This is a genomic window from Spirosoma koreense (assembly GCF_054777875.1).
Genome location: NZ_BAAHAC010000022.1, coordinates 2,800,603 through 2,815,690, shown reverse-complemented (window position 1 = coordinate 2,815,690; position 15,088 = coordinate 2,800,603). Strand labels below are relative to the sequence as shown.

The window sequence follows — 15,088 nt, the reverse complement described above, 5'->3', positions numbered from 1 at the left end:
GCTCCGGTGATTCGTCAGTGCGAGTCCCGTTTGACTTCGCTGCCGGAAGCTCCGCGCAGAAAGTCGAAATCAGCGCCTTCGTGAGCCTGGGTAACGTGGCGGATATACAGGTTCACGTACCCCCGGTCGTACCCCAGGTCGAGCGGTTTGAAGGCGACCAGGCGGGCAGCCAGCTCTTCATCGGATACGTGCAGGTGCAGGCTCCGGTTGTGTACGTCGAGCGTGATCAGGTCGCCGTTCTGTACCAGTGCCAGATTGCCTCCCACGGCCGATTCGGGTGATACGTGCAGCACCACCGTCCCGAAACCGGTGCCGCTCATGCGCCCGTCCGAGATCCGCACCATATCGTGAATGCCCTGCGCCAGAATCTTGGCCGGCAGCTGCATGTTGCCCACTTCGGGCATTCCGGGATATCCTTTCGGCCCGACATTTTTCAGCACCAGTACGCAGGTCGGATCGACGTCCAGTTCGGGATCGTCGATGCGGGCTTTGTAATCGTCGATGTTTTCGAACACCACCGCCCGACCGGTATGCTGCATCAGCTCGGGCGAGGCCGCCGAGGGTTTCAGGACCGCGCCGTGTGGACACAGATTACCGCGTAGCACGGCAATCCCCGACTCGGGTTTGAATGGGTTATCGACCGACGCAATCACCGTAGGATCGTAGCATTGCGCTTCGGCGCAGTTATCGCCGATCGAGCGGCCATTGACCGTCAGCGCATCATTATGCAGGTATTGCCGCAGTTCGCGGATGACGGCTGGCAGCCCACCCGCGTAAAACAAATCTTCGACAAAGTGCTCGCCCGAGGGCTGCAGATTCGCCAGCAGAGGAATTCTGGCCGATAAGGTATCGAAATCATCGAGCGACAGATCGACGCCGACCCGCCCGGCAATGGCCGTCAGGTGCAGGATAAAATTGGTGGAACCGCCGAGGGCCGCATTGACCATGATCGCATTCTCGAACGCCTGCCGGGTCAGCAGTTTCGACGGAGTGATGTTTTCGCGCACCAGCTCGACCATGCGGGCTCCCGTCAGGTGGGCCAGCACTTTCCGGCGCGAATCGGCCGCCGGAATGGTGGCGTTGTCGGGCAGGGCCAGCCCCAGCGATTCGACCATGGCGGCCATGGTGCTGGCGGTGCCCATCACGGCGCAGTGCCCCTGCGAGCGGGCCATGCTGGCTTCGGCCGCCACGAATTCGCTCTGGCTCATTTCCCCAATTTTATACGCTTCGGCAAACCGCCAGAGATCGCTCGTCCCGATTTTGCGTCCCTGAAACCGGCCCGCCAGCATCGGTCCTCCTGAAATCACCATCGTCGGAATATCGACGCTGCAGGCCCCCATGACGAGCGAAGGCGTCGTTTTGTCGCAGCCGCACATCAGAATAACCCCATCGATGGAATTGCCCCGGATGCTTTCTTCCACATCCATGCTGGCCAGGTTCCGGAACAGCATGGCCGTGGGTTTGATCTGGCATTCGCCCAGCGACATCACGGGAAATTCGAGCGGGAATCCGCCCGCTTCCCAAACTCCCCGCTTGACGGCTTCGGCCAGCTCGCGAAAGTGCGCATTGCAGGGAGTTAGTTCCGACCAGGTGTTGCAGATGCCGATAACGGGTTTTCCTTCGAATTCGTGATGTGGAAAACCCTGGTTTTTCATCCAGGCGCGGTAGATAAAGCCGTCTTTTCCGGTGCGGCCAAACCATTCTCGGGAGCGTAATGGCATTATAACTGTCTGTTAAATCACGGATTGATTACTGCGGAGAAAAGGCCATCGTTCCGTTAATCTACCGCACTCAACGGCAGGAGCGGAAAGCCCGGGAATTTATCCGTTCGTATGTTACTGGATTGACCGTTATTTGCGGTCCGAGTGCCCCAGGTCTTTGGCCGGGTTGACGACGTCGCGAACGAGTTGTTTCAATTCCTTGATATCCGGAAACCGCCCTTCGACCTTGCGGTCGAAGATCACCTGATCGTCGATCCGGACGGAAAAGCGGCCATTGAAGGCGGACGGGTGCAACAACACGCCATGCAGGTCGTCGGTGAAAGTGGTCAGCAGTTCCTGAGCCATCCAGGCCGCCCGCAAGAGCCAACCGCATTTTGGGCAATATTCCAGGGTAATGGTAGGTTTCATAATCGGATGCTTTAGACCAGTCGAATCCCGGTCTTTTCCAGCACTATCCTGCGTTCGCGGTAGAGCGTACCGATGGCTTTTTTGAACGTTTTCTTACTCATCTCCAGCGCTTTGTAAATAGCTTCGGGCGGGCTGTTGTCGGTCAGGGGCAGAAACCCATTTTCGGCTTTCAGCGTGGCCAGAATCCGCTGGGCGTTGGGCTCAACGTTCTCATACCCGGCTTTTTGCAGGCTCACGTCCACGAGACCATCGTCGCGGAGAGTTTTGATGTAGCCAATGAGCGGATCGCCGGGCCGTACGGTGCGAAAAATTTCGTTGGCATAAATCAGCCCCTTGTAGCGGTTGTTGATGATCACGTTCATGCCCAGATCGGTTGTTTCGTAGGCCAGCAATTGCACCTCTTCGCCCACGTACAGGTCGCCCACATCGGGGTCCAGAAACCGGCTAAGCTTGCTCGAAGCGACCAGCCGGTCCGTTCGCCGATCGAGGTACATAAACACCACGTACCACTGCCCGACATCCATGGGACGCTGTTGTTCGCGGTGGGGCACCAGCAGGTCTTTTTCCAGCCCCCAGTCCAGAAAAGCGCCTGCACTGGTAACCGACACGACCTGCAGGCTGGCGAATTCATTCCGCTGGATGGCGGGCGTCAGGGTAGTAGCGATGGGCCGGTCTTCAGAGTCGGTATACACGAATACATCGATCTCATCATCTACCGCAAGCGTGCTGGGCACGTATTTGTTCGGGAGTAGAATATCGTTGTTAAAATCCTGCGATCGGCGATCCGACAAATCACCGAGAAAAAAACCGACACTGGTCTGACGCAGGGCGGTCAGAGTATTCATTCGTCCAATTTCAATCATACTGATAAAGGCTGCTACACCGTATCTGGGTCGAAAGATATGCATTTTCGCCCAGCCTGCTACCCGAACAGCAAGGTCTTCGTTTACTGACTTTTTAATGCAGGATAAGGCCCTGACCCTCAGTCAGTTTTACCGGAGTGGCCTGCACTACATGAGTAGCCCCTTGATAATCAGGGCACTAATTCAGTCAACCGGTACGTTATTCAGTCAATACCATCCTGACTTGTGTTTTGATTAAGCGTATCGGATTTTCAGTATTGATGGCCGCTTTGCGCCCGGCTTTCGCCATTGCGGCCAAATTAGTTCCCCTTCAGGCGTGCCCCTCTTCGCTGCTCAGTCTCTCCAGAATCAACGTGATTGCTAAATCGGATGCCACCGCATCGGGTGCCGAATTCGTTCGGACAGGAGCCCTGCTGAAGCCGCTGCTCGATACAACCCCCGAGCTTCCCCTACTCGACGTCAATTTTTGCGGGGAGTGTTTACCCCTTGAGCAAACCGATGTGGTCGATCGCTGGAAACACGTGTTCACCCTGTTCCGGACCCATGCCAGCGACCTGGGTAGTCTGCGCCAGCGGGCTGATTCCTTTTTTCCCATCATCGACCCCATCCTGGAGAAGTACGATATCCCCGACGATTTTCGCTATGTGCCCCTGGCCGAAAGCGGCCTCAAGCCGCACGCTATTTCGCGGGCCGGCGCGGCTGGCTATTGGCAACTGATGCCTGGAACGGCCCGGGCGCTGGGCCTGAAGGTCGGCAAACGGGTCGACGAGCGATTCAATGTGCACAAAGCGACGGAAGCGGCCTGTCGTTACCTACGGGAGCTGTATACGCAGCTGGGTTCATGGTCCCTGGTGGCGGCTGCCTACAACGCCGGTCCGGGTCTGATGAAAAACCGCCTGAAAAGCCAGGATCACCGCGATTATTACCGCATGACGCTACCTCGCGAAACCCGCTATTATCTTTACCGCGTGTTGTTATATAAGGAAGTGATGTCGCGCCCTGCCGATTATTCGTCGTTTCTAACGCCCAATCCGGCCCTGCAGACGGCCTACCAGGCCTGGGTACGCCCGTCGTTTCAGCAGGCTGCGTAAACTATTCTACCGGGTTTCAGCGCAGACAGCGCGTCGGCTTACTCCTACGTTGAAACCCGGTAGCCAGGCAAAATTCGTTAGTGATTTCCCCTTCGAACCGCTAAAAAAATCCTTAGCTCATCAATTTGTTACCAAATTAAAACCAGAGCTTTCGAAATGAGTTATTAGGGTACTGTTGGCTCTATACGTCTGCCGGCATGCTTGATTAGCTCTTGAATGCAATCTGACACCACTAACTCTGGAAACCAGGCGACGGGCCGCCCAGTAACCTCCCGTCGCTTCGATCGTTTTTTTCTGTCACTGGCCGATGTAGCCTCTTTCGTGGGTCGTTTCTTTCGGGAAGCGCTCCTGCCGCCCTACGAATTTAAGGAAATCGTCAGGCAGTGCTATGAGGTCGGCTACCGGTCTCTGCTGCTGATTTCTACTACGGGATTCATTACCGGCATCGTTTTTACCAACCAGTCGCGCCCGTCTTTATCGGATTTTGGGGCCACCTCCTGGCTTCCATCGCTGATTGCCATTGCCATTGTACGGGCACTGGGTCCTCTCGTAACGGCACTGATTGCGGCCGGGAAGGTCGGTTCCAGCATTGGCGCCGAACTGGGGTCTATGAACGTGACGGAGCAGATCGACGCCATGGAGGTGTCCGGCACCGACCCCTTTAAGTTTCTGGTAGTCAGCCGCGTCATTGCCACCTCGTTCACGATCCCGCTCCTGACGATGTACACCATTTTTGTGGCCTTGATCGGGGCTTACATCAATGTCAACCAGAACGAACAGACTAGTTTTCCGTCCTATATTCAGGAGGTCTTCGGTGCCATTACGTACCTCGACATATTTGCGTCTGTTCTGAAGTCCATAGTATTTGGGTTTACGATCGGCATGGTCGGTTGTTACAAAGGGTATCACTCTTCGAAAGGAACCGAGGGCGTTGGCAAGGCGGCCAATTCATCGGTCGTCACGGCTATGTTCCTGGTATTCATCGAAGAACTGCTTTCTCTACAGATTGTCAGTGCCATCCGCGGAAGCTAACCAAAGCCGGACCGAACCAATGAGCGCCGGAGCGAATCAGCCTGCCGGACACTATTCATTCGCTTATGCATACGTTTACTTTTTATGTTTTATGGCAGAAGAGAAACCGAATCCGATCATTAGCATACAGGGACTGAAAAAGTCCTTCGGTAACCTGCATGTGCTTCGGGGGGTCGACCTGGAAGTCAACCGGGGCGAAAACATGGTCGTTCTCGGGCGATCAGGTACGGGCAAATCCGTTCTGATCAAGATTATGGTTGGTTTACTCAAACCCGATGCAGGCCGTGTAATGGTGCTGGGTGAGGACGTCGAAACCCTGCGCGGCAAAGAACTGGATGCGTTTCGGCAGAAAGTCGGGTTTTCATTCCAGAGCAGCGCCCTGTACGACAGCATGAGCATCCGGGAGAATCTGGAGTTTCCACTGGTACGAAACATTCGCAACCTGAGCCGTGACGAAATCGACAAAGCCGTTGAAAAAGCGCTGGACGACGTCGGCCTGTCGCAGACGATCAACCAGATGCCATCGGAACTCTCGGGTGGTCAGCGGAAACGCATCGGCATCGCCCGCACGCTGATTCTGAAACCAGAGATCATGCTGTACGATGAACCGACGGCGGGGCTGGACCCGATCACGAGCGTTGAGATCAATAACCTGATCAACGATGTTCGGGAACGGCTGGGCGCTACGTCCATCATCATCACCCACGATCTGACCTGTGCGAAATCCACCGGCGATCGGGTAGCGATGCTGCTGGATGGGAAGTTCGCCAAAATCGGCCCTTTCGATGAAGTTTTTGCCAGTCCTGATGAGCGAATCCAGCAATTCTACGAATACAAGTTTGTCGATTAAACAGAATGAGCTGTCAACCGTTAGGCATTAGTAACTAGTTGACCGTATACTTTACCTGACCACCCATTACTACTGACTTTCAACTATTGACTTTCTATGAGTACCGAATCCAACAAACGCACCGTCGTCGTCGGCATTTTTGTCCTGCTGGGCATCATTATTTTCGTCGCAGGCGTATTTGTGCTGGGTGGCCAGCAGAAGCGTTTCACCAAGAGCATCCGGCTCGTCACTATCTTTAAAGACGTCGGTGGCCTTAAAGCCGGGAACAACGTCTGGTTCTCGGGCGTTAAGATTGGCACGGTCAAACGGATCAGTTTCTCAGGCACAGCCCAGGTCGAAGTAGACCTGAACATCGAGGAAAGCTCGAAGCAATACATCCGGAAAGATGCCAGCGCCAGCATCGGTAGCGATGGACTGATCGGGAACAAGATCGTGGTCATTGCCGGCGGCACCAACAGCCATCCCGAAGTAGAAGACGGCGACCGGCTGAAGACCTCGGAAGCGTTGAGTTCGGATCAGATCATGGCGACGCTCCAGGAGAACAACAACAACCTGCTCCGGGTAACCAACGATTTCAAAGAGCTGGTGGGTAATCTGAAACGGGGGAAAGGGACCGTCGGGGCCGTACTGACCGATTCGATGGTGGCCGAAAATTTTAAACGAGCCATGCAGAATATGGAGCGGGCGTCGGCCAATACGGTGAAGGTTACCGGGTCGGTCAGCCAGTTTGCCTCGCGACTCAACACCCCCGGTACGCTGGCCAATGAACTGGTTTCGGACACCGCCGTTTTCCGGCGGTTCAGTCGTTCGGCGGCCCGTTTCGAATCCGTCGCCAACTCGGCCGATCATGCGGTGACGAACCTCAACCGTAGTTCCGACAACTTGTACCGCACCTCCGAAAAGCTCAACAACACCAATACGCCATTGGGCGTGCTGCTCTCCGATCAGCAGGCAGCCACTAACCTCCGCACCACGCTCAGCAACCTGAGCCAGGGAACGGTTTTGCTGAACGAAGATCTGAAAGCGGCCCAGAGTAATTTTCTGCTTCGAGGCTTTTTCAAAAAACGGGCAAAGGCCGAAGCCAAACAAAAAGCCGATAGCACCGCGGCCGCCAAGCCATAATAACCGGGTTTGGCGAGTAGTAGCGACCGGGGCGGTCGGGTGGATATCACTAACTCACCCGACCGCCCCGGTCGCTACTACTCCTGCTGAACGGTGCTGGCCCCACTCACGTGCTGGCGAATGGTTGGCGTGCCCCGGTACCGAACAGAGCTGGCTCCGCTGGCATTCACCACCAGCGACGAAGCTGCACTGATGCTGGCTTTACTGGCTCCACTGGCTTCTACGGCAGCATTGGCCACCGGAAAGCTGAACGCCTGCAAATTCGAAGCGCCGGATAAATCGGCTGAAAAGGACGCTCCTGCCCCGATCAGTTCCAGTTTAGATGCGCCGGACAACTCAATACCGGCCTGGGTAGCCTGCCCCAAAAACCGCCCTTCCGAAGCTCCCGAAAGGGTTATATCCAGATTCGTCAGGTTGGTGAACCCCGTAATCGTCGATTTACTGGCCCCCGAAAAGCTGACGCCCCGCAGGGTCGGCATGGTTATCCAGAATGTGGTGGAATATTTTCGGTTCCGGGCGACGCGGTACTCGGCCTGTAAGGTTCCGTTCCGCGTAAACACTTGCAGATCATCCAGATTCCGGCGGTCGCCTTCTACCCGAACGGCGAACGTTGGTCCCTGCTGTACGTTGATGGTGAAAGCGCTGCCCATATCCAGCCGGTCGAAGTTGGTCAGGGCGTAGGTTTGCTGGTCACTCTGATACGGACCGACGTCTTCCCGCCGTAACGAGCAACCCGTTAAGCCAATCAATAAAGCCACCAGGGCCACTCCGTAAATGCGTGCGTATGTCATTGTGTTTGCGATAAGGTAGAACCATCGACGCCACGAACTCTCTGGCGTCCTTTTACCAGCATGACAACTTCGAACGGTCTCCCCCCTATTCAACACTACATTTTTTTAGCATTTTTCGTCAACGGTTCACCCGTGTGGTGGTAGCCGTGCCACGGTTCCAAACCATGGCACGGCTTTTATCCAATAAACTCCTTCAGCCCTTCCCCCTATGCCCTTTCCCCTCACCACTTCCCATACCGCAGCCCGATCTGAAAGCCGATCCAGCCGGAGTGGAGTGCACTGCTGTAGGCATCGGTACGATCGGCAAAAAGCGTTACGTCCGGCTGAAGCAAGGGCCGTGGATGGTCGTCGGTGCTGAAATACCAGTTGAACGAAGGGCCATAAGCCAGGGAGAATCGATCGCTGAGTCGGGTCTCCAGCAGGGTGTTGATCCGGATGAGGTTGTTCCACTCCTCCGGATGGGTTCTATCGAAGTAAAACAGGTGATGGTAAATTGCTTCCAGGTTCAGCAGGGTCGAGCGCGAGAGAGTAACGGCGGTTCCCAGTCCGTAGCCTGCACTAAGCCGGGGGCTCCCTGCCCGATCGAAACTATGGCCTGCGGTTGCGATGTTATACAGCCGCCGAACTCCCGTTCGGAAGGTGACATTCAGTAAATTGACTTCATTAGCGGCTACCTCGATGCGTTGGTAGCCACCCTGACGGATGAAACTAAACAGCCCGATCGGGGCGCTGCCCACCGTATCGGCAAAATTGACCAGACCAACCTGATGTCCCTTCCGAACCCGGTGCGCCCAGTTCAGAATCCCGGCAATTTGCCAGCCATTCACTTCGTCGCGGGTGTAATTGGCCAGACCCGCCAGTTGAACGCCCCAAAACCGTCGGCCCGTCGCGTTGGCTAAGCCGCCGATCTGCATCCCGCGGACATCCTGGTTCGCATAGTTCGCCAGGCCGGCCAGCTGAATTCCATCGACCGACTGCCCAACCGTATTCGCCAGCCCACCGATCTGAACACCCGTGACGCTTTTGTCTGTGTAATTTGCCAGCCCACCTACCTGAACGGCATCGACCTGTCCACCTACCACGTTTGCCAGCCCACCCACCTGAACCCCGTGCACGTCGGCCCGGACGAGGTTGACCAGCCCACCGATTTCCAGGGTTCGTACGCCGAATGAATACCCCACCAGCAGATTAGCCGAGAATCGGTTGCTGATGCGCCCACTGAGCCGATGGTTCGTCCCGATGAACGGCAGCAGCGACACCTGCCAGTCGCGGTAGAGGGTGTCGCGGTTCAGGTTGATGTCGTGAACGGCCTGCTGCGCCGACAGAAACAACGTTGTAATGCCAGCCAGCCCCCGTTCGCCAATCGACGCGGGTTGGGGCGGGGTCGTGTCGGTCTGTGGAGCGGGCGGCTCAACCGATACCGAGGCCAGCATCGATTCGGTGGGCCGGAGCGTATCTTCCGTCAGGCGAACCGGTAGCGGCTCAACCGATGCTGTGTTTGGTGGCTGAGGGGTCATCCGGATCGTTACCGAATGCGATGACCGGGAGCGTACCAGCACCGATTCCCCCAGGTAAGCCTGTTTCCGGATGTCCAGCCGAACCGTGGCCAGGCGGGTGGGCAACTCCAGCCGGTAGTAGCCGAACGGATTGCTGATGGTGGACACCAGGGTCGTTTTTTCAAAAATACTGGCTTTGGCAATGCGTTCGCCGGTGGTTTCGTCCAGAATGTATCCATCCAGCATAAAATTTTTAGGCGCCGAAGTCGACGGTTCAGCCCGCACCAGAATCACGTAGTTCCCCCGCGATTTATAACTTACCCGGTTCTGAAAAATCCGGTTGAGCACCTCCCGGACGGGCACGTTTGTCAACCGTAGGGTAACCACCGTGCCGGCATCGATCCGACCTGGGTTATACGAAAATTCGAACCGCCCGGCGCGGCTGATCTGAACCAGTGCGTTCTCCACGCGTTCGTTGCGGATGTCGACCGAGATCAGTCGGTCGAGGGGCGATGCAGGCTGAGCCCTCGCGGAAAGATGGAAACAGATATATAACAGGACAAGAAAACCACGAAGCATAATCATTGGCAGAAGCGTTTACTCCACAGACAATCATCGGAGCAGTTTCCCCTATTGGCCTGGCTGAAGTTTATGGTCTACCCGCCCCCGGTGAGCGGCAGACTCATGCTTACGGACAGCCAGCGCCGTCCAGAATGACCTGTTTTCCTTCATGACGAATCCGCAGGCCGAGGGTTTCGGCGGTGATGTTCAGTACGGTATCCAGCGGCAACTGATCGAAGCGGGTTTTCAGGCGGCAGTTGCTGAGCCGGTCGTTTGCCAGGCGTACATCGGTATTGTAATACTCGTTGATGGCTTTGACAACCTCCCGCAGCGGCTCGTCGACAAAGACCAGTTGCCCGGTTCGGAAAGCAAATGCATTGGCCGACAGCTGGGGGAACCGTCGGATGGTATCGACCTGAGGATCGAACGTGGCTTCCTGGTTTTTAGTCAGCAAAATGGTTTTCTTTCCTCCTGCGAACCGCACTTTTCCCGATTGCACGGCAACCTGAACGTTGTCGTCGTAAGCCCGCACGGTAAAGGACGTGCCCAGCACCTGCACCACCGTCGGACGCGCCTGAATCCGAAACGGGCGGGTCGTGTCGGGGGTCACCTCGAAAAAAGCTTCGCCGGTCAGGGTCACCTCGCGACGATCGTCGGCAAAGGCAGCCGGATAACTCAGAGTCGAATGCCGGTTGAGTAAAATTTTGGTTCCGTCGGGTAAGGTTTTGCTCAGTTTCTGGTCGGCGGTGACGAGAGTGACGCGGTAAGCCTCCGGATGATCCTGGCTCATAAACAGGAGTCGGTAGACCATCCAGCCAAAGCTGGTTGCCAGCACCAGCACAGCGGCCACGCGGTACAGGGCCGGTGTCCAGTCGGGCTTTCGTTCGGGTTGCCGCAACGGCCGGACGACCGGCATCGAACCGGCGTCGGTTCGCTCATTTCCCAAATGCATCTTCTGCTGAACCGCCCGCCAGGCGGCATCGGTATCGAACCCTGCCTGGCCGGGTTGTGCCAATGGGGTATCCGGTGAACGACTCAACCGACTGGTAGCTTCCCAGATACGCTCGAATTTCGCGAAGTCGTCCGGACTAGGCCCGCCGGGGCTACCTGGCTGACTGGCAAGCCATTGCCGCACCCGCGCCGACTCCGCCGGATCGGTTTCGCCCGCCAGGAATTTGCCCAGCAGAGCATCATCAATGGGTAGTTGTTCAGCCATGAGCAGGATAATGAATAATGGATAATGAATAGTGGATAATGACCGATGGAAGCAGTTCCGCAGGTGGTAGCCAGGCGAAATTATTCATTATCCATTGTGCATTATTCATTAGCAGTAGGGCGATCAGCAGATAGTCGCTCAGTTCGGTTCGTAAGATGCGCAGCGCCTTCCCGATCTGATTTTCTACCGTTTTAATCGAAATACCCAGTTGCTGAGCGATTTCAGCGTATTTCAATTCGTCGAACCGACTTAACGTGAATACCAGTCGGCATTGCTCGGGTAGTTTCTGAATGGCAGCCTGCAATCGATCGGACAGCTCATCACCAATCAGAGTCTGCATCGGCGACTCGACCGCCTGTTCGTTCCGGTAGCGGGTGTGCTCGCGGTGCTCGTCGCGAACGGCAGCGTGTTTGATCCGATTCAGGCAACGGTTATGCACTGATCGAAACAGATACGATTTAAGGGAAACGCTGATAATAAGTCCGTTACGCTTTTCCCAAAGCGCCAGAAACATAGCCTGCACTTCTTCTTCGGCTTCGTCGGGATCGGCCAGAAACTGTCGGGCATAGCCACACAGGGGCGCATAATACTGTCGGAATAGGGCTTCAAAGTCGCGTTCGCTACCCGCCCGGATAGCCGCAATGACGTCCTGCTCGGTTGAAGGCACAGATTTACCTGGATAAATGAAAGTAGGCTGTAAAGCTATCATTTTTGGCCGGACATCTCTCGGATTCCTGCTATGACACTTATCTACCGGTGGCCCCCTATGAAGCTAGACATTAAATTTCATTTATTGAACACAGAGCGGTCCGTCGCTACGGCACGGAGAACACAGAGTATGAACAGCTTCATTTAAGCTATTCAGGATTTTGGAAAATGAGCGAGTTTGTCATTCCGACGAAGGAGGAATCTTGAGGCTCAGGATAATTCAAGATTCCTCCTTCGTCGGAATGACAAAAAATACTCCTGTAATGAACCCTCTTTAATAGAAAAATGGATACACGAAAGCATTCCAATCTATCTCCGTGTCCTCCGTGCCGTAGCGACGGACCGCTCTGTGTTCAATAAATCACAGAGCCAGGTGTTCCGACTGAACCGGCTCACCATAAAACAGGGTTGCCTGCCGGTCGAAATCGTCGGTCGAATCCGTGGTCAAAAAGGTTCGCTGTCCGTATTTAGTGCATTGGGCTTCGATCTCGGGATGGCGGTGCAGGTAATCGGCCAAACTACGGGCCACCACATCGCCCTGACTCAGAATGGTGATGTGCGCCGGGGTAGCCTGCCGGATTTTGTCGATCAAAAGCGGGTAATGCGTGCAGGCCAGCAACAGTGTATCGATATCGGGCGACCGTTGCAACAGCCGGTCGATGTGCTGGCGAACAAAATAATCGGCACCGGGGCTGGCGTGTTCGCCGTTTTCGACCAGTGGCACCCACATGGGGCAGGCTTCCTGAAAAACAATCATCTCCGGAAAAAATTTCTCAATTTCCACCACGTACGATTCCGACGTCACGGTGCCACGCGTTGCCAGAATCCCGACCTGACCGGATTGCGAATAAGCGCCGATGACTTCGGTCGTTGGCCGGATCACGCCCAGCACCCGCCGGTCGGGTGCCAGCGTGGGCAGATCGAGCTGCTGGATATTGCGCAGGGCTTTGGCCGAGGCCGTGTTACAGGCCAGAATCACCAGCCGACAGCCCCGGTCGAACAGATGCCGGACACATTCGAGCGTATAGTGGTAGACCGTATCGAATGAGCGGGTGCCGTAAGGGGTTCGGGCGTTATCGCCCAGATACACATAATCGTACTGCGGAAGTTCCCGGACAATGTCGCGCAGGATGGTTAGGCCACCGTAGCCCGAATCGAAAACGCCAATGGGTTGATGCATGGGCAAAGGTACGGTCGATAAGCAGAAGCCACCAAATCATTGAGAAATCAAAACAATCGGCTAATATTAACCCCGAAACAACCCAACGTACTGTACCTTCGTCGTCAGATCCCCGCTGGTCGTCGTTTTGGGTTGTCTACCACATGTCAGCATTCCACCGTTACGTTCCTGCTATCCTGTTCATTTTAGGCTTTCCGGTCATCGGAATCAGCCAGCAACGGTCTGGCTTTCAGGCTGAGATCGAAGCGGGCAGCGTGCTCTCATCGCAGTCGGCTACGCCTTTCTGGCTCCGCACCAACCAGTACGGTATCGTTCCGAACCGGGCTCCGTCGGGACTGCTGCAGGCAGCTATCCGAAAGCAGTATGCCGCGCCCGATTCGACGCATCGGCGTAAAGTCGACTGGGGCTTCTCGGTCAATCCCGTATTGACTTACGACGCGACCAATCGTGGGAAACTGCTGCTGGTGGAGGCCAATGCGAAAATTCGGTTTAAAGCGATCGAACTGTACGTTGGCCGCCGACGCGAGGTGACGGGCCTGGGCGATACGACCTTGTCGTCCGGCTTTTATGCCGTTTCGGGCAATTCGCTGCCGATTCCTAAGCTCCAGTTGTCGACCATCGGGTACGCTCCGCTTCATTTTACCCGGGATTTTCTGGCCGTCAATGCGGGCTTTGCGCACGGCTGGTTCAACGTGCCGTATATTCAGGGCGTTCGGCTTCACCAGAAACACCTGTACCTGCGCTTCGGCAAACCCGCTTCCCGATTAAAAATCTACGCCGGCGTCAACCACCAGGTGCAGTGGGCCGGACACGCCGACTACCTGAAACAGCGGCCCGACATTGCCGATGCGAACGGTTATTTCCCCTCCGACTGGAGTTTTTATAAGTACGTAGTTTTCTCCTACACCCCCAAGGATTGGTCCAATGTGCCGGGCTACACGTATTTTGACAGCTACCGGGTTGGCAACAGCGTTGGGAGTATCGACTTCGGAGCCGAGCTAACCCTGAACCGTACCAGGCTGCTGGCCTATTACCAGCATGCCTACGAAGATGTGTCGGGAATTGTGTTTCTGAACATGCCCGACGGGCTGTGGGGCCTGAGTTTCGCCTTTACCCCTGAGCACCCGACTGCCTTTCGGATCAATCGGCTGCTGCTCGAATTTCTAACGACTAAAAACCAGACGGCGCCGACGTTTGAGGTTCCCGGCAGTAAGTATCAGGGTGGAGATAATTATTACAACCACAGCCAGTATACCGAAGGCTGGTCTTATTTCGACCGAACCATCGGTACGCCATTCATTGCGCCCCGGCAGGATTTCGACCCCTCCTCGGTGCTGTACAACGGCCAGTTTTTCTCCAACAACCGCGTCAATATGTGGTACGTCGGTTTGCAGGGATCCTTCCGACAGACGACCTTCCAGTTACGAACCTCGTACAGCCGGAACTACGGCACGTTTCGGGAACCGCCCGCCAGCTACCCTACCCAGTTTTCGGCTTTACTCTCGGCGCAGGTTCCGGTAACGCAATGGCCCAAAACAGCCCTGCTGCTCAAACTGGCCCTCGATAACGGTGGCCTGTATACCAACGCCGTGGGCGGTTACGTCGGTCTGAAAAAGAGTTGGTGAAAAGTGGACCGGTACCCTGCGTTTACTTTTTTGTCGACCCGAACAGCTCACGTTTTTCGGTAGCGATGGGAAAGGTCGGATGCAGAGTCGCCAGATCGGTCCGAAACTCCGGTTCAGAGTCGATCACCAGTTCCAGATGCGGTTCGCCTGTTTCTGGCTCGCTTTTGTCGGTAAAGACATCGTTGTATTTAGGGTTGGCAAGCGCTTCGGGCGTCAGCCATATTTTCACCAACCCACCGTTGACAATGGTTATCCGTTCAACTTCCTTATCCTTCACCAGTTGCTTAAATCGGTCCAGGCTAACCTCGCGAGCCGTATTGCTGCAGGCGTAAACGAAGAGGGTGCTCAGGAGAATTAAGAACCCATATTTCAGGTTTTTAGCTAGTCGGTAATTCATTGCCGTTACGGTGTTTATGCGGAGCCA

The 15,088-nt window shown here is 55.6% G+C and carries 14 protein-coding genes; 5 read left to right on the top strand and 9 right to left on the bottom strand.

The genetic code is table 11. From position 1 onward, the window contains the following. Positions 1–14: 14 nt before the first annotated feature. The 3 genes from ACYVC2_RS25200 to ACYVC2_RS25190 all read right to left on the bottom strand — a co-directional run bounded on the left by ACYVC2_RS25200 (position 15) and on the right by ACYVC2_RS25190 (position 2,992). Entirely contained in the window at positions 15–1,721 is a 1,707-nt protein-coding gene (locus tag ACYVC2_RS25200; RefSeq protein ID WP_461107002.1) for an IlvD/Edd family dehydratase, read from the bottom strand. A 129-nt stretch (positions 1,722–1,850) separates the two neighbouring features. After that, positions 1,851–2,129, bottom strand: coding sequence for an Rdx family protein (locus ACYVC2_RS25195; RefSeq protein WP_461107000.1), 279 nt, complete (start codon positions 2,127–2,129; stop codon positions 1,851–1,853). A gap of 11 nt (positions 2,130–2,140) precedes the next feature. Further along, on the bottom strand, positions 2,141–2,992 hold the full coding sequence (locus tag ACYVC2_RS25190; RefSeq protein WP_461106998.1) for a CvfB family protein: 852 nt from the start codon (positions 2,990–2,992) through the stop codon (positions 2,141–2,143). A 230-nt stretch (positions 2,993–3,222) separates the two neighbouring features. On the opposite strand from ACYVC2_RS25190, the gene ACYVC2_RS25185 reads away from it, so the two are divergent. The 4 genes from ACYVC2_RS25185 (at position 3,223) to ACYVC2_RS25170 (ending at position 7,087) form a co-directional block, all read left to right on the top strand. Beyond that, the gene (locus ACYVC2_RS25185; protein WP_461106996.1) at positions 3,223–4,083 is read left to right on the top strand and encodes a lytic transglycosylase domain-containing protein; all 861 of its coding nucleotides are present in this window, start codon (positions 3,223–3,225) and stop codon (positions 4,081–4,083) included. A 216-nt stretch (positions 4,084–4,299) separates the two neighbouring features. Beyond that, positions 4,300–5,115 (top strand): MlaE family ABC transporter permease, encoded by an 816-nt coding sequence (locus tag ACYVC2_RS25180; RefSeq protein WP_461106994.1) that lies wholly within the window; start codon positions 4,300–4,302, stop codon positions 5,113–5,115. A gap of 91 nt (positions 5,116–5,206) precedes the next feature. Then, positions 5,207–5,965: an ABC transporter ATP-binding protein gene (locus ACYVC2_RS25175; protein WP_461106992.1), complete on the top strand. Its 759-nt coding sequence runs from the start codon at positions 5,207–5,209 to the stop codon at positions 5,963–5,965. A 96-nt stretch (positions 5,966–6,061) separates the two neighbouring features. Continuing rightward, complete coding sequence (locus ACYVC2_RS25170) at positions 6,062–7,087, top strand: MlaD family protein (RefSeq protein WP_461106990.1); 1,026 nt, start codon at positions 6,062–6,064, stop codon at positions 7,085–7,087. 77 nt (positions 7,088–7,164) lie between these two features. On the opposite strand, the gene ACYVC2_RS25165 is transcribed toward ACYVC2_RS25170, so the two are convergent. From ACYVC2_RS25165 to murI, 5 genes are all read right to left on the bottom strand, one after another. Continuing rightward, positions 7,165–7,878, bottom strand: a complete 714-nt coding sequence (locus tag ACYVC2_RS25165) for a GIN domain-containing protein (protein ID WP_461106988.1) — start codon at positions 7,876–7,878, stop codon at positions 7,165–7,167. A 221-nt stretch (positions 7,879–8,099) separates the two neighbouring features. Next, on the bottom strand, positions 8,100–9,953 hold the full coding sequence (locus tag ACYVC2_RS25160) for an STN domain-containing protein (RefSeq protein ID WP_461106986.1): 1,854 nt from the start codon (positions 9,951–9,953) through the stop codon (positions 8,100–8,102). Positions 9,954–10,062: 109 nt separating this feature from the next. Then, positions 10,063–11,151, bottom strand: coding sequence for a FecR family protein (locus tag ACYVC2_RS25155; RefSeq protein ID WP_461106984.1), 1,089 nt, complete (start codon positions 11,149–11,151; stop codon positions 10,063–10,065). Beyond that, positions 11,144–11,818, bottom strand: coding sequence for an RNA polymerase sigma-70 factor (locus ACYVC2_RS25150; RefSeq protein ID WP_461106982.1), 675 nt, complete (start codon positions 11,816–11,818; stop codon positions 11,144–11,146). Before ACYVC2_RS25150 ends, ACYVC2_RS25155 begins: the two co-directional genes overlap by 8 nt. A gap of 402 nt (positions 11,819–12,220) precedes the next feature. Continuing rightward, positions 12,221–13,039, bottom strand: a complete 819-nt coding sequence (gene murI, locus ACYVC2_RS25145; RefSeq protein WP_461106980.1) for a glutamate racemase — start codon at positions 13,037–13,039, stop codon at positions 12,221–12,223. 143 nt (positions 13,040–13,182) lie between these two features. Between murI and ACYVC2_RS25140 the strand changes: the two genes are divergently transcribed. Then, a complete protein-coding gene (locus ACYVC2_RS25140) occupies positions 13,183–14,664 on the top strand; it encodes a capsule assembly Wzi family protein (RefSeq protein ID WP_461106978.1) in 1,482 nt (493 codons plus the stop codon). A 22-nt stretch (positions 14,665–14,686) separates the two neighbouring features. Here the strand turns inward: ACYVC2_RS25140 and ACYVC2_RS25135 are convergent, their stop codons facing one another. Further along, positions 14,687–15,061, bottom strand: a complete 375-nt coding sequence (locus ACYVC2_RS25135) for a hypothetical protein (protein WP_461106976.1) — start codon at positions 15,059–15,061, stop codon at positions 14,687–14,689. Positions 15,062–15,088: the final 27 nt, after the last annotated feature.

What these genes read in the sequence shown, in the direction of transcription:
- ACYVC2_RS25200 (WP_461107002.1), bottom strand. Translation starts at nt 1,721, where the DNA reads ATGCCATTACGCTCCCGAGAATGGTTTGGCCGCACCGGAAAAGACGGC.
- ACYVC2_RS25195 (WP_461107000.1), bottom strand. Translation starts at nt 2,129, where the DNA reads ATGAAACCTACCATTACCCTGGAATATTGCCCAAAATGCGGTTGGCTC.
- ACYVC2_RS25190 (WP_461106998.1), bottom strand. Translation starts at nt 2,992, where the DNA reads ATGATTGAAATTGGACGAATGAATACTCTGACCGCCCTGCGTCAGACC.
- ACYVC2_RS25180 (WP_461106994.1), top strand. Translation starts at nt 4,300, where the DNA reads ATGCAATCTGACACCACTAACTCTGGAAACCAGGCGACGGGCCGCCCA.
- ACYVC2_RS25175 (WP_461106992.1), top strand. Translation starts at nt 5,207, where the DNA reads ATGGCAGAAGAGAAACCGAATCCGATCATTAGCATACAGGGACTGAAA.
- ACYVC2_RS25170 (WP_461106990.1), top strand. Translation starts at nt 6,062, where the DNA reads ATGAGTACCGAATCCAACAAACGCACCGTCGTCGTCGGCATTTTTGTC.
- ACYVC2_RS25165 (WP_461106988.1), bottom strand. Translation starts at nt 7,878, where the DNA reads ATGACATACGCACGCATTTACGGAGTGGCCCTGGTGGCTTTATTGATT.
- ACYVC2_RS25160 (WP_461106986.1), bottom strand. Translation starts at nt 9,953, where the DNA reads ATGCTTCGTGGTTTTCTTGTCCTGTTATATATCTGTTTCCATCTTTCC.
- ACYVC2_RS25155 (WP_461106984.1), bottom strand. Translation starts at nt 11,151, where the DNA reads ATGGCTGAACAACTACCCATTGATGATGCTCTGCTGGGCAAATTCCTG.
- murI (WP_461106980.1), bottom strand. Translation starts at nt 13,039, where the DNA reads ATGCATCAACCCATTGGCGTTTTCGATTCGGGCTACGGTGGCCTAACC.
- ACYVC2_RS25140 (WP_461106978.1), top strand. Translation starts at nt 13,183, where the DNA reads ATGTCAGCATTCCACCGTTACGTTCCTGCTATCCTGTTCATTTTAGGC.
- ACYVC2_RS25135 (WP_461106976.1), bottom strand. Translation starts at nt 15,061, where the DNA reads ATGAATTACCGACTAGCTAAAAACCTGAAATATGGGTTCTTAATTCTC.